Source organism: Streptomyces sp. SBT349 (genome assembly GCF_001083795.1).
Lineage (GTDB): Bacteria > Actinomycetota > Actinomycetes > Streptomycetales > Streptomycetaceae > Streptomyces.
This window is the reverse complement of record NZ_LAVK01000109.1, coordinates 1-21,329: the sequence shown is the minus strand read 5'-3', so window position 1 is coordinate 21,329 and position 21,329 is coordinate 1. Positions and strand designations below refer to the sequence as shown.

Sequence of the window (21,329 nt, the reverse complement as noted above, 5' to 3'; positions counted from 1 at the left end):
CCCCCGGGCCCTCCTCGCGCTCCCCCCACACCGACGCGCGCCGCTCCCACGCGATGCCGCCGTGGCCGTTCACCAGCTCCGTCGGCGTGCCCGCCGGGTCGGTCACCAGGGCGAAGCACCGCGTCCCGCCGCCGGGTGCCGCGTGCGACTGGGCCACCGGGCGCGTGCCGTCCGGCGTCCAGTGCCAGGTGGTCGCCGTGGTGTCCGGGGCGATCTCCTCGGCGAGCAGGTCGCCGTCCCACACGTACGCGGTCTGCTCGACCACCGCGCCGTAGTCGTCGAGGAGTTGCTTCGCGACCCTGCGGCCGAGCGCGTCGTAGACCTGGTGCCAGTGGCGGCCGTCGCGGGTGACCACGTCCGTCAGCCGGTCGTGCCCGTCCCAGTCCAGGCTCCGGTCACCGCCGCCCAGGGCCACCACGCGGCCCTGCGCGTCGTAGCGGTACCCGGACGCCCGCCCGGCCGGGCCGCCGTCCGCGTCATAGCCGAACTCCTCGGTCCCGCCCGGCCCGTCGACCGAGACCGGCCGCCCGGCCGCGTCCCGCGTGTACGAGGTGACGCCCGCCGCCGAGTCATCGACCCGGGTGACGAACCCGTCCTCCCGGTACCGGAACGCCCGGCGGCGCCCGCCCGGCAGGACCTGCTCGCCGAGCCGCCCCGCCGCGTCCCACGCCAGCCGCAGGGTCACGCCGGGCCGCCCCAGGTGCCGCGCCGTCTCCCGGCCGCGTTCGTCGTACTCGAACCCGAAGGAACGGTCCCCCGCGACCAGCCCGGTCAGGAACCCCTCCGCCCCGTACTCCCAGGTGGTGACCGTCCCCGAGGGCGTGCGCCGCTCCGTGCGCCGCCCCAGCGCGTCGTAGGCGAAGCGGGTCGTGCGCCCGGCGCACGTCTCCGAGAGCACGGCGCCCAGCGCGTCGAGCTCCCGGGTCACCTCGGTCTCGGCGTTGGCCGCCGACACCAGGCGGCCCGCCGCGTCGTAGCGGTAGCGCGCGATCTCCGTGTCCGAGCGCTGCTCGACCAGGCGCCCTCGCCCGTCGCGCGTCTGCGACACGCGCTGCCCCGCGCCATTGGTCCACCCGGCCCGCTGCCCGGCCGCGTCGTAGCGGTGACGGACCGACCGCCCGTCCGGACCCGTCTCCTCGACGAGCCGTCCCGCGGCGTCGTAGGTGAACGTCCAGGTGTTGCCCCGGTCGTCCTTCACCTCGGTCGGCCGCAACGCGGCGTCGTAGGTGTGGGTGAGGGTCGCGCCGTGCCCGGTGCCGTCCCCGGTGCCGGTCCCGGTCGGCAGCCCGAACGGGCCGAGGGAGCAACGGACCGCGTGGCCCGCCGCGTTGACCCACCCGGTCAGGCGCCCGTCCGCGTCGTGCTCCCACCGCTCGGTCCTGCCGTCGGCGAACGTGACCTCGCTCGGCTCTCCCGCCGGGCCCCACGCCACCGTGGCGCGGTCGCCCCCGGGCCCGGTGACCGATATGACCCGGCCGCGCGTGTCACGTTCATAGCGTGTGGTCCGCCCGTCCGGCCCCGTGACCGCGACCGGCAGCCCCGCCGCGTTCGCCTCGACCCGCGTCAGCGCGCCCAGCGCGTCGGTGAGGGAGGCCGGCGCGCCCCGCCCGTCGTGGGTGCGGACCGTCGCGGCCCCCCGGGGGTCGGTCTCGCGCAGCGGGTTGCCCCGGTCGTCGCGGGCCACCTCCCAGCGCGCGCCGTCCTCGCGGGTCCAGGCGGTGAGGTGGCCGTGCTCGTCCCGCTCGGCGGCGACCGAGGTGCCGTCCGCGTAGGTGACGGAGACCAGCGAGCCGCGCTCGTCGTAGCCCCAGCCCGTGGTGCGGCCCAGCGGGTCGGTGAGGGACAGGAGGCGGCCGTGCGCGTCCCACTCCCGGCGCGTCACCGCGTCCCGGGGGGCTTCGGTCACGGCGATGAGCCGGGCCCGTTCATCGAAGGCGTAGGTCGTGGTCGCGCCGTCCGCGGGCGCCGGGCCGGTCACGGCCGCGGTCCGCGCCGTGGCGTCGTAGGCCACCGTGGCGGACAGCAGCCCGTCCACGCCCTCGCCCGCGGTGACGCGGCCCGCCTCGTCGTAGGTGTACCGGTACCAGGTCAGGCCCGAGCGGTCCTCCTGGCGCACGAGGCGCCCGTCCGCGTCGTACTCCCACCGCTCGGCCCGCCCCGCTCCGTCCTCGGCGGCGGTGAGGTTCCCGTGGTCGTCGTAGGCGTAGCGGGCCAGGACGGGCGCGTCCCCCTCGTCGAGCAGCCGCAGCTCGGTGACGCGGCCCCCCTCGGCCGTCACGCCCACGCGATAGCCGCCGCTGTGCACGATCTCGGCGGGCGGGCCCGCCGGTTCGCCGCGGACGAAGCGGACGGTGTTGCCGTTCCGGTCGGTGACGGCGGCGAGCGGCAGCTCGGCCCCCGGGGCGCCGGGAACCGGGCGGTAGTGCCAGGTCCTCCCGGTCCCGGGACGCGTCACCCTCATCACGCCGCCCGGCGTTCCGTCCCAGGTCAGCGGCCAGTGCGGGCCGCTCGCGGGCAGCACGGGCCCGGCGGCCGAGGGGATGGGGTACGCGAGGACCCGCCCGTCCTCGGCGACCAGCCGCACGCCGCGCTCGCCGAGCACCAGCCGCTGGTCGAGCGTCGAGCACCAGGCGGCCCCGAAGCTCCGCCCGCAGGTGGCGCCGGTCCGGTAGCGCCGCCGGATCACCAGCGGCAGCACGCCGGGGAGCCGGACGTCCTCGAAGGACAGGACCACCTCGCCGGTGGCGGGGTCGAGCCCCGGCAGCGGCTCGGGCGCGGCGCTCGCCCGCCGCAGCTCCTCCTCGACCGCGTCCCAGGGACGCTCGGCGTCGCCGACGCACGGGCTGATGAGCGCCACCACCGCATCCCGTGCCCGCGTCACACCCCGGTCGGTCATGCGGCCCCCGGTCGTCGTTCGTTCAGGTGTCAACCGACCGTAGTTCCGTGACGGGTGTGGTTCAACCGCCGGATTGTCACAGGTCAGGGACGTTTCGCGGCCCCGGGCCGGGCGCCGGCGCCTCGCGGCGGCGGGTGGGCTCCCGGCCCGCCCGGCGTTTGTCCACCGACGGGTCAACGAGGGACACGGACGGTGCACCTGTTGGGAGGGTTTACGGGCCGCGCGTACCCATCGTCATGCGTCGCTCACTTACCGTGCCTGGTGCAGGGGAAGCTTCGTGATGTGAGGGGTTCAGGATGAGACGTGGCACGGGCGCCAGGCTCGGTGTGCTGGGCGCGTTGGCGGTGATGCTCGGCACGCTGTCGCCGACCGCCGTCGCGCAGGAGGAACTGGAGTGGGTCGCCCTGGGCGACTCGTACACTGCGGGCATCTTCGCCGGGCCCGCGCTCGCGCCCGAGGACGGCTGCGAACGGACCCACGACGCCTATCCGCGGGTGGCGGCCCGGCAGCTCGCGGCCGATCCCGCCGCGCGGCCCGTGGAGTTGACGGCCGACGTGAGCTGCGGCGGGGCGGCCATCGCCCACATCGCGGAGGAGTCGCAGCAGCCGATCGGCAGGAACGCGCCGCCCGACGGCTGGCCCGCCGTGCCGCCCCAACTCGAAGCGGTGGACCGCGGAACGGACGTGGTGTCGATCGGAATCGGCGGCAACAGCATGCCGTTCGGGAGCATGCTCCTCAACTGCCTGCTGATCGGCGGGGATCAGCCCGACGCGGCGGCGCCCTGCGCCGACGCCTACCGGAACGCACCGCCGCAGGGCGACCCGGAGACCATCGACGCCAAGTACGCGCGGGTCGCGGCGGAGTACCGGTCCATGCTGGCGTCCGTCTCCGCGGCGGCACCCGGGGCGGAGATCGTGACGGTGGGCTACCCGACCCTGATCCCCGAGGACGTCTCCACCTGCTCGCGGTCGGACATCACCGAGTTCTCGGCCGGTCCTCTCGGTTCGATCACCCATGGCGACCTGGCCTGGCTGCGCGGTGTCAGCGAGCGGCTGAACGCCATCGTCGCCGAGGCGACGGCCGATGCGGGCGGCCGATTTGTCGATGTGGCGACCCCGAGCGAGGGCCACGACGCGTGCCGGGACGCGGGCACCAAGTGGATCGAGGGCGTCTGCGGTCCGCCCGAGACGGACGACCGGATCGACCTCGACCAGGTCTGCCTCGCCGCTCCCGAGGGGCAGCGACGGGCGACGCTGATCCACCCCAACGCGGCCGGCCACGCCGCCACGGGCGCCCAGGTCGCGGCGGCGATCCGCGAGATCGTCACCTGAGGACGAGGTGAGGACCATGTGAGCACGACCTGAGCACGACCTGAGCACGACCCGAGCGCACCAGGCGGCGGGGCGGGCACCCCGCCGCCCCGCGGGATGGTGGACGATGCGTCCGGTGTCGTTCCGCGCCGACTCCGTGGGGAACCGGCCTCGGGACTGGTAGGGCCACATGTTGAGGTGTCGTCTATTCGTCGGCGGAGACGTGTTCAAGCCCCGATGATGTGACGGGCAGTGATGTTCGGGAGCCTCCCCCTCCGCTGTTTGACCTCGCCTTGTGACTGCGAGCTTCGGTTCACTCCCTATAGAGAGCTGCCAAGCGGGGCAGTCGGTGAGTCATTTCGCTGTGGTCGTCGAAATCGAAGTTCCAGGTGGGGTCCAGCTCCGGGTATCGGATGGTGAGCGCATCGTCAGGGAGTTGTTTGCCGATCGCCATGATGTGCGCGTTCCAGACGATGCTTAGCGCCTCCTCGCAGTCGAGATCGAGTCCGTCGGCCGCTGACGCTCGCACGATGGGCAGCTCTGCCAGGGCATCGGGGTCAGCGACTATGCGCTCGAATGCCTCGCGTCCCTGCGAGATCAACCAGCCACGGAAGTAGTCGAAGCCGTCGTCGGAGCATCCACCGTTGATCACGTAGGCGGCGGCCCACAGAGGGTTCGTGTAGGAGTCTGCCATCAGGTTCCACAGCACCTGCTGAGCGGCGACGATCTCCTCGGCCGGGTGCGTGGCCAGCTGCGAGGTTGCCCGGCGGGCGACATCTTCGCCGTCGTTCGGGTTGGACGCCTGATTGCGGGCTGCCTCGATGAGCTGCCAGAACTGTCGTTTGTTCATAGCGGCGGAGCATGCCACCTGGTTCTGACATGGGGCCGGTCCCGGGAGCTTGGCCCACCGGAGCAGCCACGTCGCTCCTGTCAGCGTGTGGTCGCCGGCCACATATCGGCTCAAGGTTCCTCCGGCTTCGGTGACGGGTGCCGCTTATTCGCATCCGATGCAATGGGCGTCGGTAGGAACATCAACACAGCTGTTGGCGCAAGAACGATCACGGTCCGATCGGGTCCTCCTCGTGCTGGTCGGGGGCGGCTGTGTGCGGGCAAGATCGTCCGTCAGCGGGCGATCTCGGTGTTGGTCAGCACGCCGGCGCACGCTGGAGGCGGAGATGGTGCGGCAGTCAGCTCCGCGTCTTGATGCCGTCCAGCGCCATACCGAGAACTCGTTCCCGCTGGGCGTCGCCCGCGAAGTTCGAGCTCGCGATGCCGTTGATCAGGAGGCGTACATCCTCGAAGCCAACGTCGCTGCGGGCCTTCCCCGCGTCCTGGGCGGCTTTGAGCAGTGGCTCCCCGGCGCGGTGGATCAGTGCGATGCACGCGCCGAACAGGGGCGAGTCGAGGTTGAGGCCCTCGACGACGGCCCTCTTGGTGGTGGCGTACACGACGAACTGGCGCAGCCAGGTCGCCAGCGTCTCCCAAGGGTCCAGGTCTCCCAGCTCGTCGGCGACTCGGGCGAGGGCTTCGACTTCGTCGACGTACACGGCCTCGAGCAGTGCCTGACGGGTCGGGAAGTTGCGGTAGAGCGTGCCGATGCCGACCCCGGCGCGCCGGGCGATCTCCTCCAGTGAACCGTTGACGCCGTCGTCGGCGAAGACGTCACGGGCCGCGGCGATGAGCGCGTCGAATTTCCGCCGGCTGCTGGCGCGCTGTGGCCGGGCGACGGCGACCCGGGGCGTCTCGGATGTGCCGGGGGCGGTGGCCATGAGCCTTCCTCTCGACGGAGCACTTGCTTGCGGAGGCACCCCTCCGTTAGCTTGGAGGCACCCCTCCGCGGAGGGGTGCCTCCACTCTAGCGGACGGACAGGGCCCGATCGCGAGCGAGCCCGAACAGAAGGACGAGGACGAACATGCGGACTGTCGGAATCATCGGAAGCGGGCGCATCGGCGGCACTGTCGCGCAGCTTGCCGTCGTGGGCGGCTACTCCGTCGTCGTCAGCAACTCACGCGGCCCGGAGACCCTCGCCGACCTGGTCGCCGAGCTCGGTCCACGGGCTCGGGCGGCCACCCCGGCCGAAGCAGCCGAGGCCGGCGATCTGGTCGTGATCTCCGTGCCGGTCCGGGCCTACACCGAGATCCCGGTCGAGCCTCTGAAGGGCAAGATCGTCATCGACACGATCAACTACGATCCCCGACTCCACGGCCACATCGCCGAACTCGACAACGCCTCGACCACCACCAGCGAGATGGTGCAGGAGCACCTGCCCGCGTCCCACGTCGTCAAGGCATTCAACAACATCTTCTTCCAGACGCTGCGCGCGCTCGCCCGCCCGAGCGGGGCAGCCGACCGCACCGCGCTGCCGATCGCCGGTGATGACTCCCGCGCCAAGGCGGAAGCCTCCCGGTTCCTGGACGCCATCGGTTACGACACGGTGGACGCCGGCCCGCTCGCCGAGGGCCGGCGCTGGCAGCCCGGCACCCCGGCCCACATCCTCTACGCCGGCGAAACGATCCAGGTCGCCCAACCCGGTGACGCCGAGAAGGTGCGCAACGCCCTCGCCGCGGCCACCCGTTGAAGCATCGGCGAGAACTCACGTCAACCGCCGGATCTCCCACCCCTCTGCTCCCGACAACCCAAGGAACACCATGGCCGACATACACGGCGGCCCCCAGGTCTTCGGGGCCACCGACGGAGAACGGCGAATCGTCGAAACGCCCTACCCGGCGATCGGAGGGCAGCCGGACCTCCCGGACGAGGTGCTCGCCCCCGACGGGGAGGACATCCCCGGCATCCCCGGTCGGCGAGGGCTAGCTCCTCCAGCTCATCGCGCGCCTCTTGAAGCTGCTGGCTCAACTTCTCTGCCCGCGCCTCCCCGTTCGGCCCTTCGGGCCGTGATCGGCTCACGAAGACCCGCTGATGCACCTCCCGCCCGGGTCGTACGGACAGGCGCCTCGCTCACGCCGGGGAACCCGTGAATCCGCGACCACCGGCACGGCAGACGATCTTGAGCTTCGACAACCGCCCCCGACCCCCGCGGGCACACCATCAGCGACTCACACCAGCCCCGTGACCAGCGCAGTCGAGATGGTGGATCTCCGGTGCTCAGGCGCCGCTGGCGCCGAAGCCCGCCACGGCGAGCCGGAAGGCGCGGTCCGCCTGCGTCGCCGGATCGGTGTAATTCTCGGTGGCCAGGGCGATTCCGATGATCAGTACGAGCAGATCGTCGATGGTGATGTCCGCCCGGACAGCCCGGTCGTCAATGGCCTTGCGCAGCAGCACGGCACCGGCCGCACCGAGGTCCGCCGCACAGGAGTCCTGGGTGGCCTCGTCCTGGAGGGGCTGGTAGGAGAGGACGTCTGCCAGACCGCGTGCGGCGAGTGAGTAGGCGAGCAGCTCGCGCAGCCATTCCACCAGCGCGGAGCGGCTGTCGGGCTCGCCGCGGAGCGTATGAGCGCGATCGCACAGAGCGTGGATGCGCTGCTTGAAGACGGCTTCGAGCAGGGCCTTGCGGGTGGGGAAGTGGCGCCGCACGGTGGCCGATCCGACGCCCGCGATGCGGGCGATCCGCTCCAGGGATGCCTGGGCTCCCTGGGCCGCCACCTCGGCCTCGGCCACGGCGAGGATGTGCGTGTGGTTGCGGCGGGCGTCCGAGCGCTGGCCGGTCATGATCTCCCCATATTGATAAGTGGCGGGCCCCGCCGTATTGTAGCGAACGCGAAACGGCGGGCCCCGCCGTTTCGGGGTGCGTGACCGCTTGAGGAGATGTACACATGACCACTGCCGCAGCACCGGTCCTCGTCGCCGGTGCCACCGGGCGCCAGGGCGGCGCCACCGCCCGCGCTTTGCTCGCACGGGGAATACCGGTGCGCGCCCTGGTGCGCGACCCGAGCACGGCGCGTGCACGGGCCGTCGAGGAACTCGGCGCCGGCCTGCTCGTGGGCGATCTCACCGAACCCGCGACCCTTGAGGCGGCCATGGACGGGGTGCGGGCCGTCTTCTCCGTGCAGATGCCCGCATACACCGGGCAGGGGTTCGACTTCGCGGGCGAGGTCAGCCAGGCGGACAACCTCATGACGACTGCGCGGGCCGCCGGTGTGGAGCAGTTCGTCCAGTCCTCCACCAGCGGCGTGGGACAGCACGTCGAGGCTCCGGGCTGGGCCGAAGGACGGTGGGCGGTGATGGAAGCCCCGTTCGGCACGAAGGCGGCGATCCAGGACCGGCTGCGTGAACTCGACTTTCCCTACTGGACGTTGCTCAAGCCGTCGTTCTTCATGGAGAACTTCGAGCCGTCCATGCGGTTCTACTTCCCCCGCGGCGTCGAAGGGGGTCTGGTCACCGTCGTCAAACCGGGCACGCACCTGTCGCTCGTAGCGGCCAAGGACGTGGGCCGAGCCGCGGCAGCCGCCCTGTCCGCCCCCGCCGAGTACCACCGAGTGGAACTGGAGCTCAGCAGCGATTACCTGACCATGACCGAGATCGCCGAAATCCTCTCCCGCGCCCTGGGTGTCCCGCTGACGGCCCCGGACATGACCGAGGAACAGGCCCGCGCCGCCGGCATGGGAGACATGGGTGCCACGCACGAGTTCATGGAGGTGGTCGGCCAGCCGGCCCGGCCACGGTTCGCTCGCGCGCTGGGCATCGACCTGACCAGCTTCGAGGAGTGGGCGCACGAACACCTGCGGACCGCCGCCTGAACAGGGAGGTGTGACTGCCCCTGGCGCCAGGACGTCGCGCACATCGTCACGTGCATGCTGTACTCGCCGAACCGGCGCTCCGTTGGCCGCTTATCGGTCACCGCCCCCACTTGGGGCCGGCTCAGCGCCCAGAGCCCGGGACCTGGGCCGCCGGCGGCGGACACGCGTCTCCTCCGCGGTGGGCGACCCAGGTGGCAGCGGCATGCAGCATGGCCTTGCGCGACGCCGTGTCGGGACGGCGCTCGGCCATCTCACGTCGCATACGCAGGTATGCCGCGGCGAAGGCGTCAACGGCCACCGGATCCGCCTCTCTCCACGCCGTGCAGCCACTCGCCCAGGTTTCGGCGCCCTCCGGCGTGTGTCCGGAGGAGATGAGCTGGACAACGAACATGGCTGGGTCGATGAACGCCGCGCCGCGAGTGGGCCAGGCCCAGTCCACAGCCCAGGATCGCTCATCCCCGACGATGAGGTTGTAGGGGTTGATGTCCGCGTGCAGGAGCGCGTCCCCACGGAGGAGTCCGATCTCCGACTCGCGGGTGAGGAACCTGTCCCAGCGGGTCTCCGTCCAACTCCGGGCGACATCCGGGAGGTCCACCTTCCCGATCCTGTCGACCAGTTCCACCATGGTCGGCAGATCAGGCGAGCCCGGCTCGAAGTCCGGTCGTCGGCCTTCCGCGACCTCAAGGCCCAGGACGGCCCACCCCTCGTCCGCCGCCCCCCAGCACAGGGCCGGAGAGATGGGCTCCACATACGGGATGATCAATCTCTCGCGGTTGATGGAGGCGCTTCGCCATCCGTGATTGCGCATGGCCTTGACGAAGAACGCCCCCTTCTCGCACTCGACAACGGCTGCGAAATCCGTGCCAGGACCGGATTCAGCACGGCGAATCCCGGTCACGTCGCCTGTGTACGGGTGGATGAGTGACAGGAACGGAAGGGGCTTGGGATCTTCCGGCATGACAGTCACCTCCCGGGGCCGCAGGGGTCACTCGGAAACCCTGGGTAGCATTCCGCTAGGTCCGGTTGACACGGGGTAGGGAAATCCCCCTTCGGAGTACAGGGCGTTTGGGCAGGATAACAGGGGGTTTGGTTCGGGTAACACCTGGGTTGGCAGTCATCCTCCTTACCGGCCGCACGACGGATCACCGCATTGGCTTCCGCCATGGCCACGCCTGTGAGGATCAGGTGCAACGGGGCCAGTTGGACATTGCCGACTCCCATCCAGGTGGAGAAGACGCACGGGGCGACTCGGCCATCCGGTCCGATGGACGCCCGTCCGTCGCCGCATCGGCCGCAGAGGTTGGCGGCGTCGGGGGCTTCGCCGCCGGAACCTCGCCCGAACTCGCGAACGCGGTCGACGCCGACGCGTGTCACCCCCAAGGACCCGAGATCGCGTCGGGTCTCCTCGATGTGCCGGGCGCCGCTGGCAGCGATGATGCCGGCGCGCATCGGGATGCCGAGACGGACGGCCCTGGCGATGTTCGCCCGGGTCCTGGCGTGGCTGCGTCGGCGCGTCATGGCGTCGTGCTCACCCGCCTGGTCGGAGTAGTACGACGTGGCGAGGGCAACACCGGGGCGCTGGAGCAGTTCCCAGCAACTCTCCGAGACATGGACCAAGTTGCTGAACACCTCCGCCTGGATGCCGACGGTCAGGGTGTGTTCGAGCAGTTCGAGGAAGTCGGGATGCAGCGTGGGTTCGCCACCGATGAACTGGACATGAGTAATTCCGGCATCGCTGGCCTGATCCAGGACGCTGATCCAGTTCTCCCGGCTCATGGTGCCATGGGTGCCCTGCGGCCCGGAAGCGTTGTAGCAGTGGATGCAGTTCAGCTGGCACTTCCGTGTCAGGTCCAGCCACAGAAGTCGAGGACCTTTGGCGTTGAGCAACGGCTTTACTTCCGTGGTTGCGGTCACTCGCGTGTCCTTCCATTGTCGGATTCGCGTGTTTACATCGTGAATCAGAGAACAGCGGGAAGGAATGGAGATCTCGGCCAGCTTCAGGGGATCTCGATGAGACACACAATCGAATATGCGGCTTGCGAAGGTGCCTCGGGCATCGTCCGCTCCGAGCGCGACATGTCGTTCAGGTCAGCGGCCAGCGGGGGCCGTCGGGGGTGGTGAACCAGAGGGTGTGGTGGCCGTCCGGGTGGATGGTCAGGCCGTAACTCCCGGGCCCCGGGCGGTCGTTCTCCGCCCAGTGGGTCAGCAGCGGCGTGAGCTCGCCGATCAGGTCGCGTGGTCCGCCGCTGTCGATGTCCACCGCGCCGCCGCCTCGGCGCACCAGCCGCGCCCACGAGCCGTCGGTCCGGTCACGGAAGTGGCGCAACGTTCCGTCTGGCACGCCCATCTCCACGTTCGGCCGGGCCAGTTGGCACAGCAGGCGCGGCATGTCCCCGGCCGGGTCGGGCAGGACGGCGCTGGACCGCCGGCCCTCGGCGTCGGGGAGCCGGACCTCGCCGAGGGGCGGCAGCCGCACCATGCCGGGGAGCAACGGCCCCTCCGCCCCGCCGTCCTCGCCGACCGTCAGCGCGACCAGGGCGTTGCCCAGCCGGGCCGCGATCACCCCGCCGGGCCGCACCTCCTGCCGCCACGCCTCGGGAATCCGTTCCACGGCTTCGGTGGCCAGCAGGCCGTCGAACGGGGCGCGTGCGCCGAGCCGGTCGGCGACCAGGGCCCGCGTGTACCCCTCGGCGGGTCCCACGTGGTGGAGCGGGCCCTCGGCGGGCAGCGCGTCGAGCAGGAGGACCAGATGCGACGGGCGGAGTTCGTCGCCCACGGCGGTGTCCTCGTAGACGCCGCGCAGGTACCCCTCCTCGCCCGGCCGGTAGGTGAGCAACCAGGTCCCCCGGCGGACGGTGAACGTGCCGAGGTAGTCCTCCCGGGGCACGTCGAGGAACGCGTCCCGCCAGGCCGGGCCGATGCCCAGGCGCTCGACGAAGCGGCGCCTGAACTCGGTGGGGGACGTCACGGAAGCCTCCGTCTGCGGGGATCGACACGGCGGGCGGCCCACAGCACGGTGGTGCCGCGCAGGGTGAACGACTCACCGCTGCCGAAGTCGAGGCGTTTGCGACCGTGGGGTAGAACCATCATGTCCCGGACGGTGAAGACCTGTCCGCCGATCACGAGCTGGTCACCCAGTCGGACGGTCCCGGCGTCCACCTCGACGGACACCAGAACGCCGCGCCCGCCGCTCACCGGATCACCACCGCCGGCGCGAGCGCCATCGCGGACAGGAACTCCCCACCGACGAACGTGATTCCGAGAACCAGCACGATGCATGCGCGTCCGCCGATGGTGAGGGCGTCGCCCCGCGGTATCGAAGAGGCGTCCACGTCCACGCGCCGTATCCCGGGCTCGATCTCCTGGCCGCTGAACATCACCGCTTCTCCAGCCCTTCGAAGTGCTTGTCGATCAGCCGGTTCAACTCGGCCAGTCGCGCGCCCAGTTCTTCCGTCACGTTGTGGCCTTCGTCGTCGCCCTCGTCGGTGACCTGGGGCGGCGGCTCGTTGTTGTCGCACATGGGACGTCACCTGCCGCTCGTCGTTGTCCGGCGGTTCCACGATGGCGGGGCATGCCAACTCCCACGTAGAGTTGTCGGTTTGACACGGTCCGCAATCGACGCTCCCTTAGAATGCTCATCGTCCGGAGAAAACGCAAGCCTTCATATCGCTCGCTCGTGGTCATACTTTCGAAGAGTTGACGAGCATTGCGAAATGCAAGATTGACCGCTTTCATTCCGGGCGAAGGGACTACTTCAAGGCGAGTGAGGGAAGGGGTTGTTCATGGCGGAACCGATGACCGGTTCGACCGTTCCGAGGCGCCAACTCGGGCGGTACCTACGGGGCTTGCGCACGGACGCGCGGCTCACGCTCAAGGCGGCGGCGAGCAAGCTGGAGTGGTCGGAAGCGAAAATGTGGAGGATCGAGTCGGGTCTGACGTCGATGCGCAGCCATGACGTCCAGACCATGTGCACGATCTACGGCGCGCCGGCGGATTTGACCGAGGCGCTGATGGGCCTCGCTAAGGAGACCAAGGCGCGGGGCTGGTGGCACAGCTTCGGCGACATCATCCCGGAGGGCTTCGACGTCTTCATCGGCCTGGAGGGCGCGGCCTCACAGCTGTCCGTGTACCAGAGCGCCTACGTTCCTGGGCTGCTCCAGACCGAGGACTACGCCCGCGCCATCATTCGGGCGGGCTTCCCGGACCAGGACCAGGAGGAGATCGAACGCAGGGTACGACTGCGAATCGCGCGACAGACGCTCATCACCCGGGTGACCCAGCCGCCGACACTCCTCGTTGCGCTGGACGAGGCGCTGCTCAGGCGGCCCATCGGCGGCAACGAAGTCATGGCGGGGCAACTGGCCCGTCTGGCAGAGGTATCGAAGCTGCCGAACGTGACGATCCGGGTGGTGCCCTACGCCGCCGGGGTGCATCTGGGCCTGGTGTCCGGGTCGTTCTTCATTCTGCGGTTTCCGGTCAACGGGGACGGCAAGGAGACGGAGCCGCCCACGGTCTACGCTGACGGATACACGGGTGATCTCTATCTGGACAAGCCCAGGGAGATCGAGCAGTACGACACGGCGTTCTCCGATACGTGGAACAAGTCGCTGAGCGAGGAGGCGTCGTCGCGCCTCTTCACGGAACTGGCAGGGAGTCATGGACAGGGTTGATATAAGCGGCGCGAAATGGATCAAGTCCTCCCGCTCTGAGGGCAACGCGCAGTGCGTTGAGGTCGCCCTGCTGGGTGGCACGGTCGCGATGCGGGACACGAAGCAGGACGGCACCGGTCCGGTGCTGGCGGTGTCGGCGGCGGAGTGGTCCGCGTTCGTCCGGACCGCCGCCTCGGGCGCGTTCGACGTGGCGTAACGCCTTCAGCAACGCGCCCCCACCCAGGGGGCGCGTACTGGCGCGGTTCGTCCTGAGAGGAACTGGCTGAGGGGCAGGGAGTCATGGACAGGGTTGATGTAAGCGGCGCGAAATGGATCAAGTCCTCGCGCTCGGCTGACAACGCGCAGTGCGTCGAGGTCGCTCTCCTGAGCGGCACCGTGGCGATGCGGGACACGAAGCAGAAGGGCAGCGGCCCGGTGCTCGTGGTGTCGGCGGCGGAGTGGTCCGCGTTCGTCCGGACCGTGGCCTAACGCCTTCAGCGGGACGGCTTGCGTCCGGCGGCGAGTTCTTCCAAGACGGCGTCGGGGTCGTGCTGCTTCCAGTACCGGAACATGAGCGAGACTCCGCGACCCTCCACGCCGAACGAGCTGATCGGCCGCGACGCGTCGACGAGGAAGCGGGGCTCGTTCCACTGCTGCGCCACGACCGCCAGGGGGCGGTCGGCCACGAGGATCCACGTGGCCCTGCCACCGGCGATCGTGGCGAGGTAGTGCCGCTCCCGGAGGTGCGCGACGACGTCGGCGAGGGAGGTCTCGGGCGGCATCTCGATCGTCTCGGCGTGCGGCAGGACGTCGTCGCCCATCGCGACGCTGTCGCGATCCACATGAATCATCATCGCCGGTCGGAACCCTCCGCCCCCGTGATGCGCCCGCGCCAGATCTCGGCCTCGCCCCCGCGGCCCGTCGCGGCCATCAGGTCGGCCAACATGTCCATGGCGCCCTCATGCCCCTTCTCGGCCGCCGAGGTGAGCCAGGACTCGGCCTCCGCCGACTCGCCCGCCTCCAGCTTCAGGCGTCCCAGGTTGGCCATCGCCTGGACGTTCCCGACGCCCGCCGCCTGGTCGAACCACCGCTCGGCGTCCGCGATCTCGCCGTGGAGGACGTGCTGGATGGCCAGGTTGTTCATCGCGATGTCGAGGCCGGCGTCGGCGGCGCGCCGGTACCACTGCATCGCCTCCTCGCGGAGACCGGCGCGGCTGAGGAGGGCGGCCAGGTCGTTCATCGCCAGGACATGGCCCGTCCCGGCGGCCCGGCGATACCACCGCTCCGCGTCCTTGAGTCCCTCCGGCCGCGGCAGGGACGCGCCCAGTTCGTACATCGCCCACGGGTCCCCGGTCCCGGCGGCGCGCTCCAGCCAGGGCCACGCGTCCTGGATCCGGCCCTCCTCCCAGGCGAGCCACACCAGGCACTTGGCCGAGGCGAGGTCGCCTTCCTCGGCCGCCGGACGGAAATGACGTTCGGCCTCCTCGACCATCCCGAACCGGGCCAGCCGCGCACACCACAGCGAGGCGGCGTCGGCGTCGTCCTCGGCCGCCGCCCGCTTCAGTGCGATCTTCGCCGCGGGGCCGATCCCCTGCGCAAGCTCTTCATCGCCGCTCATGCCTCCAACCTACTGAGCCGATGTGGCCGGGCGGGAAGGAGGGCGTGGCCTGAGGCCGCCCGGGTACGAAATGTTCGGCGGTGTCCTCGGGACGCGCGTAAGAATGCGCCCATGAACGTCGATATGAGCGGCAGTGGCCTCGCCCTGCGGCGGGCGGGGCCGGACGATGCCGCCGCCCTGGTCGGGCTGCGGGTGCTGATGCTGGAGGACATGGGAACGCCCGTCGGTCGGGACGACGCGCCGTGGCGGGGCAGCGCCCTGCGGTGGTTCACCGAACGGCTCGGCGACAAGGACGAGTTCGCCGCGTTCGTCGTGGACGATCCGCTCGCGGGCGTCGTCAGCGGCGCGGTCGGCTCCTGCGACCACCACGCGCCGGGGCCCACCAATCCGAGCGGGCTGTACGGATACGTGTCCAACGTGAGCACCGACCCCCGGTTCCGGCGGCGCGGCCTCGCGCGGGCCTGCGTCCACGCCCTGCTGCGGTGGTTCGAGACCGATACGCCGGTGGGCCTCGTCAATCTCAACGCCACCACCGGGGGGCAGGAGCTCTACACCGGCCTCGGCTTCGCCGCGCCCGCCTTCCCCGCCCTCCAGGCCAGGCTCCCCGCACCCCAGGCGCCGCCGGGCGACGGGCCCGGGGCGTGAAGGGCCGAGGACGGCCCCGTCGCGGAGGAGGAGATCCAGGCCCGGCGCGACCAGTTGCGGCGGGCCCGTGAGGTACTGGCGCGCGAGCCGGACCCCGCGGCACATTGGTCCGCGGGATCGAACCGGAGCGTTGCCCGCGAGGCGTCCGGGCTCCTGCCGCCCCGCGCGACGGCGCTCGCCGCCCCCGGCCCGGCCGGGGGAGGGGGGGGGGGGGCCGCCGCCGGTGCCCGCCGAGTCGGGCGAGGGCAGGCGCGTGGTCTACTCGCTCGGCCAGCAGCGGGTCTGGCTGGTGGACGAGGACCCCGGCGGCTCGGGCGAGGAGGTCGAGACGACGTACCAGGTGTACCCGAGCGCGCTCAGCCCGCCCGCCGGCGCCTACACGGTCTCCTCGCGGAACGCGCAGGGCACCGGCTCCGACGGGGTGCCGATCGAGCACACGGTGATCTTCCACACCGCCGACGACGGCTCGGTCTACGGCTTCTCGGCGGCGCTCGACGGCTCGACCCCGGATCCGGAGTCGCCGACGGGCGCGATCCGGCAGACCCGCGAGGACGGCGACGCGATGTGGCTGTTCGCGACGGCGGGCATCGCGGTCGTGGTCGTCGCCTGACGGCCCTCGTTCAGGGCGCGAGCCCGTCCAGCGAGGCGCCCCGCCACCGCGGGCCCACGCCGGTCAGCGTCACCCGGCGCGTTCCATCGCCGTCCGCGTCCCCGTTGTCCCCGTTGGCCTCGCCGGCCCCGGCGCCGCCCTCGGCGCGTTCGATCACCACATGCAGCCGGTCGTCCGACAGCTCCTCGACCCGGCCCTCGCCCCACTCCACGACCACCACCGACTCCGGCAGCGCCACGTCCAGGTCGAGGTCCTCCATCTCGTCGAGCCCTCCGCCCAGCCGGTAGGCGTCGACGTGCACCAGCGGCGGCCCGTCGCCCAGCGGCGGGTGGACCCGGGCGATGACGAACGTCGGCGAGGTCACCGCGCCGCGCACCCCGAGCCCCTCGCCGATCCCCCGGGTCAGGGTGGTCTTCCCCGCCCCGAGCGGCCCGGTCAGCAGCACCAGGTCCCCCGGCCGCAGGCGCGCGGCGAGCCGGCGGCCCACCTCGCGCATCGGCTCCGCCCCGGGAACGGTGAACGACGCGGCGGACACCGGCGTCTCAGACAGCTGGCTCATGGGGACGGATGCTACGCGCCAGCAGCCGCGCCAGGTGGTCGTTGACCGCCTTGGGGCGCTCCAGGAGCACCAGGTGTCCCGCGCCGGGCAGGATCTGGAGCTCGGCCCGGGGGAGCATGGCGGCGATGCGCTCGCTGTGGGAGGCGGGGGTCACCTCGTCCCGTTCGCCGCCGAGAACCAGGACGGGCAGGTCCTCGGCGAGCCCGTTGAGCACGGCGAGGGCCTGCTCCTTGTCGTGCCAGCCGAACGCCGGGTAGAACTCCGCCACCACGTCCATCGGCACCGACTCGATCAGGCGCTCGGCGAAGCGCGCCACGCCGGGGTCCACCTCCTCGGGCGTGCCGAAGGAGTAACGGCGCACCAGCCCCGAGTACAGGGCACCGGCCGCGCGCCTGCCGCGGTCGACCAGTTCGGGCTGCGAGCCGAGCACCCGCAGCACGCCCGGCAGCACCCGCCGCGCCGCGCGCACGGCGGCCGGGGGGAAGCCGTAGCTGACGTCGGCGAGGTTCCCCGCCGAGGTGGCGACGAACGCGACGCCCGCCACCCGGCGCGCGACGTAGTCGGGGAACCGGTCGGCCAGCGCCATGATCGTCATGCCGCCCATCGAGTGCCCCACCAGCACCACGGGCCCCTCGGGCACGGTGGCGTCGAGCACGGTCTTCAGGTCCCGGCCCAGCAGGTCGATGTCCACCGGCTCGTCGATCCGCGTGCCGGTGCGCCCGCGGCCCTGCTCGGAACGGCCGTGGCTGCGCTGGTCCCAGTAGACGGCGCGGACGGCGCCCCGGAGTGCGGCGCGCTGGAAGTGCCAGACGTCCTGGTTGAGGCAGTAGCCGTGGCAGAACACCACGGTGGGCGGCGGCTCCTCGCGGTCCGCGCGGCGGCGCAGCAGCCGCGCGAGGCGGCCCCGCGGCGCCGCCCTGGCCGCGGGGGTGGGCGCGCTCGGCGCCGCGATGGGGCCGCCCGCGCCGCCCGCGCCGTCGTCCGGCAGCCGGGGGTGCTCCGCCACCTCGTCGATCTCGTAGTACAGCTCGGTCCCGTCCTCCGCCGCCACCGTGCCCGGCGTCCCGCGCAGCGTGCCGTAGGGGCCCGCCGCGTCCAGCGCGAGCTGGGCCTGGCGGCGGAGGGAGCGGTTGACCGTCAGCCGTTCGACGGCGACGGTCGTGGCCACCGCGCCGAGCGCCGCGCCGGCTATGCCCGCGCGCCGTGCCCAGCTCATGACGCGGACTCCGCGGACTCCGTGGGCTTCCCGGTCTCCCCGTGGTAGTGCCGGGGAACGCGGTGGCCGATGCGGGTGACGATCTCGTAGCCGATGGTCCCCGTCGCGCGGGCCCAGTCCTCGGCCGTGGGCTCGCCCCGGTCGCCGGGGCCGAACAGCACCGCCTCGTCGCCGGCCGCGGCCGAGTCGCCGCCCAGGTCCACCACGAACTGGTCCATCGCGACCCGCCCCGCGACCGTCCGCCACTTCCCCGCGACCAGCACGGGGCCGCTGCCTGAGGCGTGGCGCGGGATGCCGTCGGCGTACCCGGCCGGAACGAGCGCGAGCGTCGTCTCCCCCGGCGTCGCATAGCGGTGGCCGTAGCTCACGCCGTGGCCGCCGGGGACCCGTTTGACCGAGGCCAGCCAGGCGCGCAGCGTCATCACCGGGCGCAGCCCGAAGTCGGCGGGGGTGCCGATCTCGGGCGAGGGCGACAGGCCGTACACGGCGAGGCCGGGGCGCACGAGGTCGTAGTGCGCGCCCGGCAGGGTGAGGGTCGCGGGCGAGTTGGCGAAGTGCCGTACCTCGGGGTCGAGCCCGGCGCGCGCCGCGGTCGCCAGCGCCTCGGCGAACGCGGCCCGCTGGAGCGCGATCGACGGATGGCCCGGCTCGTCGGCGCAGGCGAAGTGCGACCAGATGCCGGTGACCTCGACGGTGCCCTCGCGCTCGGCGGCGCGCGCCGCCGCCACCAGGTCGGGCCAGTCGGCGGGCTGGCAGCCGTTGCGCCCGAGGCCGGTGTCGGCCTTCAGGTGTGCCCTGGCCGTGCGGCCCGCGGCCCTGGCGGCGGAGGTCAGCTCGTTCAGGGCCCAGGGGCCGCTGACCGACACGTCCACGCCCGCCTCGACGGCGCGCCGCCAGGGCCCGCCCGGCGTCCACAGCCAGCAGAGCAGGGGGCCCGTGTCCCCGGCCGCGCGCAGCGCGAGCGCCTCGTCCGGCGTGGCGGTGCCCAGCCAGGCGGCGCCCGCCTCGCGGGCGGCGCGGGCGGAGGCGAGGAGTCCGTGACCGTACCCGTCGGCCTTGACGACGGCCATCAACTGAGCGGCGCCCGCAGCGCGTTCGCGGAGCGTGCGGACATTGGCGCGCAGCGCGTCGAGATCGATGTCGGCGCGGAGACGCCAGCTTTCTGCCGGGGCGTGATCGTTCATTGCCCTCCAGTGTCGCAGGAAGACCGCCCGCCCACGGGACAGACTGGACCCATGAGGACTGCTTACCGTGTGGAGACCGTCCGGGCCGCCGAACGGGCGCTGATGGGCCGCCTGCCCGAGGGCACGCTGATGACCAGGGCCGCCGCCGGCCTCGCCGCGGCCTGTGCCGGGCTGCTGAGGCCCTCCGTCGCCGGGTCTCGCGTGGTGGTGCTGGCCGGCAGCGGCGACAACGGCGGCGACGCGCTCTACGCGGGCGCCCGGCTCGCGCGCCGCGGCGCGGCCGTCACCGCCGTGCTCCTGTCGCCCGACCGCGCGCACCCCGGCGGGCTCGCCGCGCTGCGCGCCGGGGGCGGCAGGACCGTAACGGCGGACGCGAGGGACGCGGCGCACGCGCTGATCGCCCGCGCCGCGCTGGTGGTGGACGGCATCACCGGCATCGGCGGGCGCGGCGGCCTGCGCCCCGCCGCGGAGGAGTTGGCGCGCGCCGCGGCCGAAGGCGCCGTGCCGGTGGTCGCCGTGGACCTGCCCAGCGGCGTGGACGCTGACAGCGGCGAGGTGCGGGGCGCCGCCGTCGAGGCCGCGCTGACCGTCACCTTCGGCACGTTGAAGCCGGGGCTGCTGATCGACCCGGCCGCCGACCACGCGGGCGAGGTGCGCCTGGTGGACATCGGCCTCGGCCCCGAGCTGCCGCCCGAGCCGGACGTCGCCTCGCTGGAGGACCCCGACGTGGCCACCCTGCTGCCGCGCCCGTCCACGGAGTCCGACAAGTACCGGCGGGGCGTCGTCGGCATCGTGGCGGGCTCCGAGCGTTACCCGGGCGCCGCCGTCCTCGCGGTGGGCGGCGCGTTGCGCGGCGGCGCGGGCGCCGTCCGGTACGTCGGCCCCGCGGGCGCGGCGGTCATCAGCCGCTACCCGGAGACGCTGGTCTCCGGCGGCCCCCCGCACGAGGCCGGGCGCGTGCAGTCCTGGGTGGTCGGCCCGGGGCTCGGCACCGGTCCCGGGGCCGAGGAGGTGGTCGGCCAGGTGCTGGACTCCGACGTCCCGGTGCTGGTCGACGCGGACGGGCTCGCGCTGCTCGACGCCGAACGGGTGCGGGCCCGCACGGCGCCCACGGTGCTGACCCCGCACGCGGGCGAGGCCGCCCGCCTGCTCGGCGGCGCGCGCGCCGACGTCGAGTCCGCGCGCCTCGCGTCCGTCCGCGAGCTGGCGGCCGTATACGGCGCCACCGCCCTGCTCAAGGGCTCCACCACGCTCATCGCCGAGGAAACGGGCCCGGTCCTGGTCAACCCGACCGGCACGCCCTGGCTCGCCACCGCGGGAAGCGGCGACGTGCTCTCCGGCCTCATCGGCGCGCTCCTGGCCGCCGGCCTCCACCCCCGCGACGCGGCGGCGGCGGGCGCCTACGTCCACGGCCTCGCGGGCCGCCTCGCGCCCGTTCCCGCGATGGCCTCCACGATCACCGAGGCCCTGCCCCGGGTGTGGGAACGGTTCGTCCCCCGGCCCTGAGCCCCGTCCGCGGGCGGCTACCCCTCCGCGACCACCATGGCGGAGGCCACGCCCGCGTCGTGGCTGAGGGAGAGGTGCCAGGCGCGCACGCCCAGTTCCGCGGCGCGGGCCGCCACCGTGCCGCGCACGAGCAGCCGCGGGCGCCCCGAGCCTTCGGCGACCACCTCGGCGTCCGTCCAGCGCAGCCCGCCCGGCGCGCCCAGCGCCTTCGCCACCGCCTCCTTGGCCGCGAACCTGGCCGCGAGCGACGCGACACCGCGGCGCTCCCCGCCGGGCAGCCACAGCTCCGCCTCCACGAAGAGCCGCCGCGCCAGCTCGGGCGTGCGTTCCAGCGCACGCGCGAACCGGTCGATCTCCGCCACATCGATCCCGATGCCCACGATCACGCGCCGACCACGCTCCCCGCGGCGTCGGTGATCTCGCACCCCACGCCCACCC

The 21,329-nt window shown here is 72.5% G+C and carries 25 protein-coding genes; 9 read left to right on the top strand and 16 right to left on the bottom strand.

Annotated elements, in window-relative coordinates:
• On the bottom strand, positions 1-2,896 hold a 2,896-nt coding region (locus tag ADY01_RS15755), incomplete at its 3' end, for a DUF6531 domain-containing protein (RefSeq protein WP_049572759.1).
• Positions 2,897-3,192: 296 nt separating this feature from the next.
• Here ADY01_RS15755 and ADY01_RS15750 point away from each other — a divergent pair.
• The gene (locus ADY01_RS15750) at positions 3,193-4,227 is read left to right on the top strand and encodes an SGNH/GDSL hydrolase family protein (protein WP_063784248.1); all 1,035 of its coding nucleotides are present in this window, start codon (positions 3,193-3,195) and stop codon (positions 4,225-4,227) included.
• 292 nt (positions 4,228-4,519) lie between these two features.
• Here ADY01_RS15750 and ADY01_RS15745 read toward each other — a convergent pair whose 3' ends face one another.
• On the bottom strand, positions 4,520-5,056 hold the full coding sequence (locus ADY01_RS15745) for a DUF4240 domain-containing protein (RefSeq protein WP_049572753.1): 537 nt from the start codon (positions 5,054-5,056) through the stop codon (positions 4,520-4,522).
• 337 nt (positions 5,057-5,393) lie between these two features.
• A complete protein-coding gene (locus tag ADY01_RS15740) occupies positions 5,394-5,975 on the bottom strand; it encodes a TetR/AcrR family transcriptional regulator (RefSeq protein WP_049572750.1) in 582 nt (193 codons plus the stop codon).
• Positions 5,976-6,119: 144 nt separating this feature from the next.
• Between ADY01_RS15740 and ADY01_RS15735 the strand changes: the two genes are divergently transcribed.
• Positions 6,120-6,785: an NADPH-dependent F420 reductase gene (locus ADY01_RS15735; protein ID WP_049572746.1), complete on the top strand. Its 666-nt coding sequence runs from the start codon at positions 6,120-6,122 to the stop codon at positions 6,783-6,785.
• Between the two features lie 527 nt (positions 6,786-7,312).
• Here ADY01_RS15735 and ADY01_RS15730 read toward each other — a convergent pair.
• Positions 7,313-7,876 (bottom strand): TetR/AcrR family transcriptional regulator, encoded by a 564-nt coding sequence (locus ADY01_RS15730; protein WP_049572744.1) that lies wholly within the window; start codon positions 7,874-7,876, stop codon positions 7,313-7,315.
• 104 nt (positions 7,877-7,980) lie between these two features.
• On the opposite strand from ADY01_RS15730, the gene ADY01_RS15725 reads away from it, so the two are divergent.
• Positions 7,981-8,904, top strand: coding sequence for an NmrA family NAD(P)-binding protein (locus ADY01_RS15725; RefSeq protein ID WP_049572741.1), 924 nt, complete (start codon positions 7,981-7,983; stop codon positions 8,902-8,904).
• Between the two features lie 121 nt (positions 8,905-9,025).
• Here ADY01_RS15725 and ADY01_RS15720 read toward each other — a convergent pair whose 3' ends face one another.
• The 6 genes from ADY01_RS15720 to ADY01_RS39135 form a co-directional block, all read right to left on the bottom strand.
• Positions 9,026-9,862: a hypothetical protein gene (locus ADY01_RS15720; RefSeq protein WP_063784247.1), complete on the bottom strand. Its 837-nt coding sequence runs from the start codon at positions 9,860-9,862 to the stop codon at positions 9,026-9,028.
• A gap of 5 nt (positions 9,863-9,867) precedes the next feature.
• On the bottom strand, positions 9,868-10,818 hold the full coding sequence (locus ADY01_RS15715; protein WP_078900332.1) for a radical SAM protein: 951 nt from the start codon (positions 10,816-10,818) through the stop codon (positions 9,868-9,870).
• Positions 10,819-10,987: 169 nt separating this feature from the next.
• Complete coding sequence (locus tag ADY01_RS15710) at positions 10,988-11,872, bottom strand: hypothetical protein (RefSeq protein WP_049572734.1); 885 nt, start codon at positions 11,870-11,872, stop codon at positions 10,988-10,990.
• Positions 11,869-12,099, bottom strand: coding sequence for a hypothetical protein (locus tag ADY01_RS15705; protein WP_049572731.1), 231 nt, complete (start codon positions 12,097-12,099; stop codon positions 11,869-11,871). The genes ADY01_RS15710 and ADY01_RS15705 overlap by 4 nt, the downstream gene beginning before the upstream one ends.
• Entirely contained in the window at positions 12,096-12,281 is a 186-nt protein-coding gene (locus ADY01_RS15700; RefSeq protein WP_049572728.1) for a hypothetical protein, read from the bottom strand. The genes ADY01_RS15705 and ADY01_RS15700 overlap by 4 nt, the downstream gene beginning before the upstream one ends.
• Positions 12,281-12,424: a hypothetical protein gene (locus ADY01_RS39135; protein ID WP_159001231.1), complete on the bottom strand. Its 144-nt coding sequence runs from the start codon at positions 12,422-12,424 to the stop codon at positions 12,281-12,283. The genes ADY01_RS15700 and ADY01_RS39135 overlap by 1 nt, the downstream gene beginning before the upstream one ends.
• A gap of 262 nt (positions 12,425-12,686) precedes the next feature.
• On the opposite strand from ADY01_RS39135, the gene ADY01_RS15695 reads away from it, so the two are divergent.
• The 3 genes from ADY01_RS15695 (at position 12,687) to ADY01_RS15685 (ending at position 14,042) form a co-directional block, all read left to right on the top strand.
• A complete protein-coding gene (locus ADY01_RS15695; RefSeq protein ID WP_049572725.1) occupies positions 12,687-13,574 on the top strand; it encodes a helix-turn-helix domain-containing protein in 888 nt (295 codons plus the stop codon).
• The gene (locus ADY01_RS15690; protein WP_049572724.1) at positions 13,561-13,770 is read left to right on the top strand and encodes a DUF397 domain-containing protein; all 210 of its coding nucleotides are present in this window, start codon (positions 13,561-13,563) and stop codon (positions 13,768-13,770) included. Before ADY01_RS15695 ends, ADY01_RS15690 begins: the two co-directional genes overlap by 14 nt.
• Before the next feature lie 83 nt (positions 13,771-13,853).
• On the top strand, positions 13,854-14,042 hold the full coding sequence (locus ADY01_RS15685; RefSeq protein WP_049572722.1) for a DUF397 domain-containing protein: 189 nt from the start codon (positions 13,854-13,856) through the stop codon (positions 14,040-14,042).
• A 5-nt stretch (positions 14,043-14,047) separates the two neighbouring features.
• Here ADY01_RS15685 and ADY01_RS36045 read toward each other — a convergent pair whose 3' ends face one another.
• Together ADY01_RS36045 and ADY01_RS15675 are read right to left on the bottom strand one after the other, a co-directional pair.
• Positions 14,048-14,395, bottom strand: a complete 348-nt coding sequence (locus tag ADY01_RS36045) for a hypothetical protein (protein WP_053170877.1) — start codon at positions 14,393-14,395, stop codon at positions 14,048-14,050.
• Positions 14,396-14,403: 8 nt separating this feature from the next.
• On the bottom strand, positions 14,404-15,171 hold the full coding sequence (locus ADY01_RS15675; RefSeq protein WP_049572720.1) for a tetratricopeptide repeat protein: 768 nt from the start codon (positions 15,169-15,171) through the stop codon (positions 14,404-14,406).
• Between the two features lie 111 nt (positions 15,172-15,282).
• Here ADY01_RS15675 and ADY01_RS15670 point away from each other — a divergent pair, with 111 nt between their 5' ends.
• Together ADY01_RS15670 and ADY01_RS15665 are read left to right on the top strand one after the other, a co-directional pair.
• Positions 15,283-15,816 carry a GNAT family N-acetyltransferase gene (locus ADY01_RS15670; protein ID WP_049572718.1) on the top strand — a complete coding sequence of 178 codons (534 nt, stop codon included), beginning with the start codon at positions 15,283-15,285 and terminating at the stop codon, positions 15,814-15,816.
• 223 nt (positions 15,817-16,039) lie between these two features.
• Entirely contained in the window at positions 16,040-16,426 is a 387-nt protein-coding gene (locus ADY01_RS15665) for a hypothetical protein (protein WP_053170875.1), read from the top strand.
• A gap of 10 nt (positions 16,427-16,436) precedes the next feature.
• Here ADY01_RS15665 and tsaE read toward each other — a convergent pair whose 3' ends face one another.
• Genes tsaE through alr form a run of 3 tightly spaced genes read right to left on the bottom strand, consistent with a single transcriptional unit; the run spans position 16,437 to position 19,385 of the window.
• Positions 16,437-16,985 (bottom strand): tRNA (adenosine(37)-N6)-threonylcarbamoyltransferase complex ATPase subunit type 1 TsaE, encoded by a 549-nt coding sequence (gene tsaE, locus ADY01_RS15660; protein WP_049572714.1) that lies wholly within the window; start codon positions 16,983-16,985, stop codon positions 16,437-16,439.
• The gene (locus ADY01_RS15655) at positions 16,969-18,201 is read right to left on the bottom strand and encodes an alpha/beta fold hydrolase (protein ID WP_049572710.1); all 1,233 of its coding nucleotides are present in this window, start codon (positions 18,199-18,201) and stop codon (positions 16,969-16,971) included. The genes tsaE and ADY01_RS15655 overlap by 17 nt, the downstream gene beginning before the upstream one ends.
• Positions 18,198-19,385 (bottom strand): alanine racemase, encoded by a 1,188-nt coding sequence (alr, locus tag ADY01_RS15650; protein ID WP_049572707.1) that lies wholly within the window; start codon positions 19,383-19,385, stop codon positions 18,198-18,200. The genes ADY01_RS15655 and alr overlap by 4 nt, the downstream gene beginning before the upstream one ends.
• Positions 19,386-19,436: 51 nt before the next feature.
• Between alr and ADY01_RS15645 the strand changes: the two genes are divergently transcribed.
• A complete protein-coding gene (locus tag ADY01_RS15645; RefSeq protein WP_049572704.1) occupies positions 19,437-20,891 on the top strand; it encodes an NAD(P)H-hydrate dehydratase in 1,455 nt (484 codons plus the stop codon).
• 17 nt (positions 20,892-20,908) lie between these two features.
• On the opposite strand, the gene ADY01_RS15640 is transcribed toward ADY01_RS15645, so the two are convergent.
• Positions 20,909-21,277 (bottom strand): holo-ACP synthase, encoded by a 369-nt coding sequence (locus tag ADY01_RS15640; RefSeq protein ID WP_049572702.1) that lies wholly within the window; start codon positions 21,275-21,277, stop codon positions 20,909-20,911.
• Positions 21,278-21,329 lie beyond the last annotated feature (52 nt).

Coding starts and splice junctions, on each gene's coding strand:
- ADY01_RS15695 (WP_049572725.1), top strand. CDS start 12,687: ATGGCGGAACCGATGACCGGTTCGACCGTTCCGAGGCGCCAACTCGGG.
- ADY01_RS39135 (WP_159001231.1), bottom strand. CDS start 12,424: ATGTGCGACAACAACGAGCCGCCGCCCCAGGTCACCGACGAGGGCGAC.
- ADY01_RS15645 (WP_049572704.1), top strand. CDS start 19,437: ATGAGGACTGCTTACCGTGTGGAGACCGTCCGGGCCGCCGAACGGGCG.
- ADY01_RS15675 (WP_049572720.1), bottom strand. CDS start 15,171: ATGAGCGGCGATGAAGAGCTTGCGCAGGGGATCGGCCCCGCGGCGAAG.
- tsaE (WP_049572714.1), bottom strand. CDS start 16,985: ATGAGCCAGCTGTCTGAGACGCCGGTGTCCGCCGCGTCGTTCACCGTT.
- ADY01_RS15670 (WP_049572718.1), top strand. CDS start 15,283: ATGAACGTCGATATGAGCGGCAGTGGCCTCGCCCTGCGGCGGGCGGGG.
- ADY01_RS15725 (WP_049572741.1), top strand. CDS start 7,981: ATGACCACTGCCGCAGCACCGGTCCTCGTCGCCGGTGCCACCGGGCGC.
- ADY01_RS15700 (WP_049572728.1), bottom strand. CDS start 12,281: ATGTTCAGCGGCCAGGAGATCGAGCCCGGGATACGGCGCGTGGACGTG.
- ADY01_RS15730 (WP_049572744.1), bottom strand. CDS start 7,876: ATGACCGGCCAGCGCTCGGACGCCCGCCGCAACCACACGCACATCCTC.
- ADY01_RS15740 (WP_049572750.1), bottom strand. CDS start 5,975: ATGGCCACCGCCCCCGGCACATCCGAGACGCCCCGGGTCGCCGTCGCC.
- ADY01_RS15750 (WP_063784248.1), top strand. CDS start 3,193: ATGAGACGTGGCACGGGCGCCAGGCTCGGTGTGCTGGGCGCGTTGGCG.
- ADY01_RS15745 (WP_049572753.1), bottom strand. CDS start 5,056: ATGAACAAACGACAGTTCTGGCAGCTCATCGAGGCAGCCCGCAATCAG.
- ADY01_RS15735 (WP_049572746.1), top strand. CDS start 6,120: ATGCGGACTGTCGGAATCATCGGAAGCGGGCGCATCGGCGGCACTGTC.
- ADY01_RS15690 (WP_049572724.1), top strand. CDS start 13,561: ATGGACAGGGTTGATATAAGCGGCGCGAAATGGATCAAGTCCTCCCGC.
- ADY01_RS15685 (WP_049572722.1), top strand. CDS start 13,854: ATGGACAGGGTTGATGTAAGCGGCGCGAAATGGATCAAGTCCTCGCGC.
- ADY01_RS15655 (WP_049572710.1), bottom strand. CDS start 18,201: ATGAGCTGGGCACGGCGCGCGGGCATAGCCGGCGCGGCGCTCGGCGCG.
- ADY01_RS15720 (WP_063784247.1), bottom strand. CDS start 9,862: ATGCCGGAAGATCCCAAGCCCCTTCCGTTCCTGTCACTCATCCACCCG.
- alr (WP_049572707.1), bottom strand. CDS start 19,385: ATGAACGATCACGCCCCGGCAGAAAGCTGGCGTCTCCGCGCCGACATC.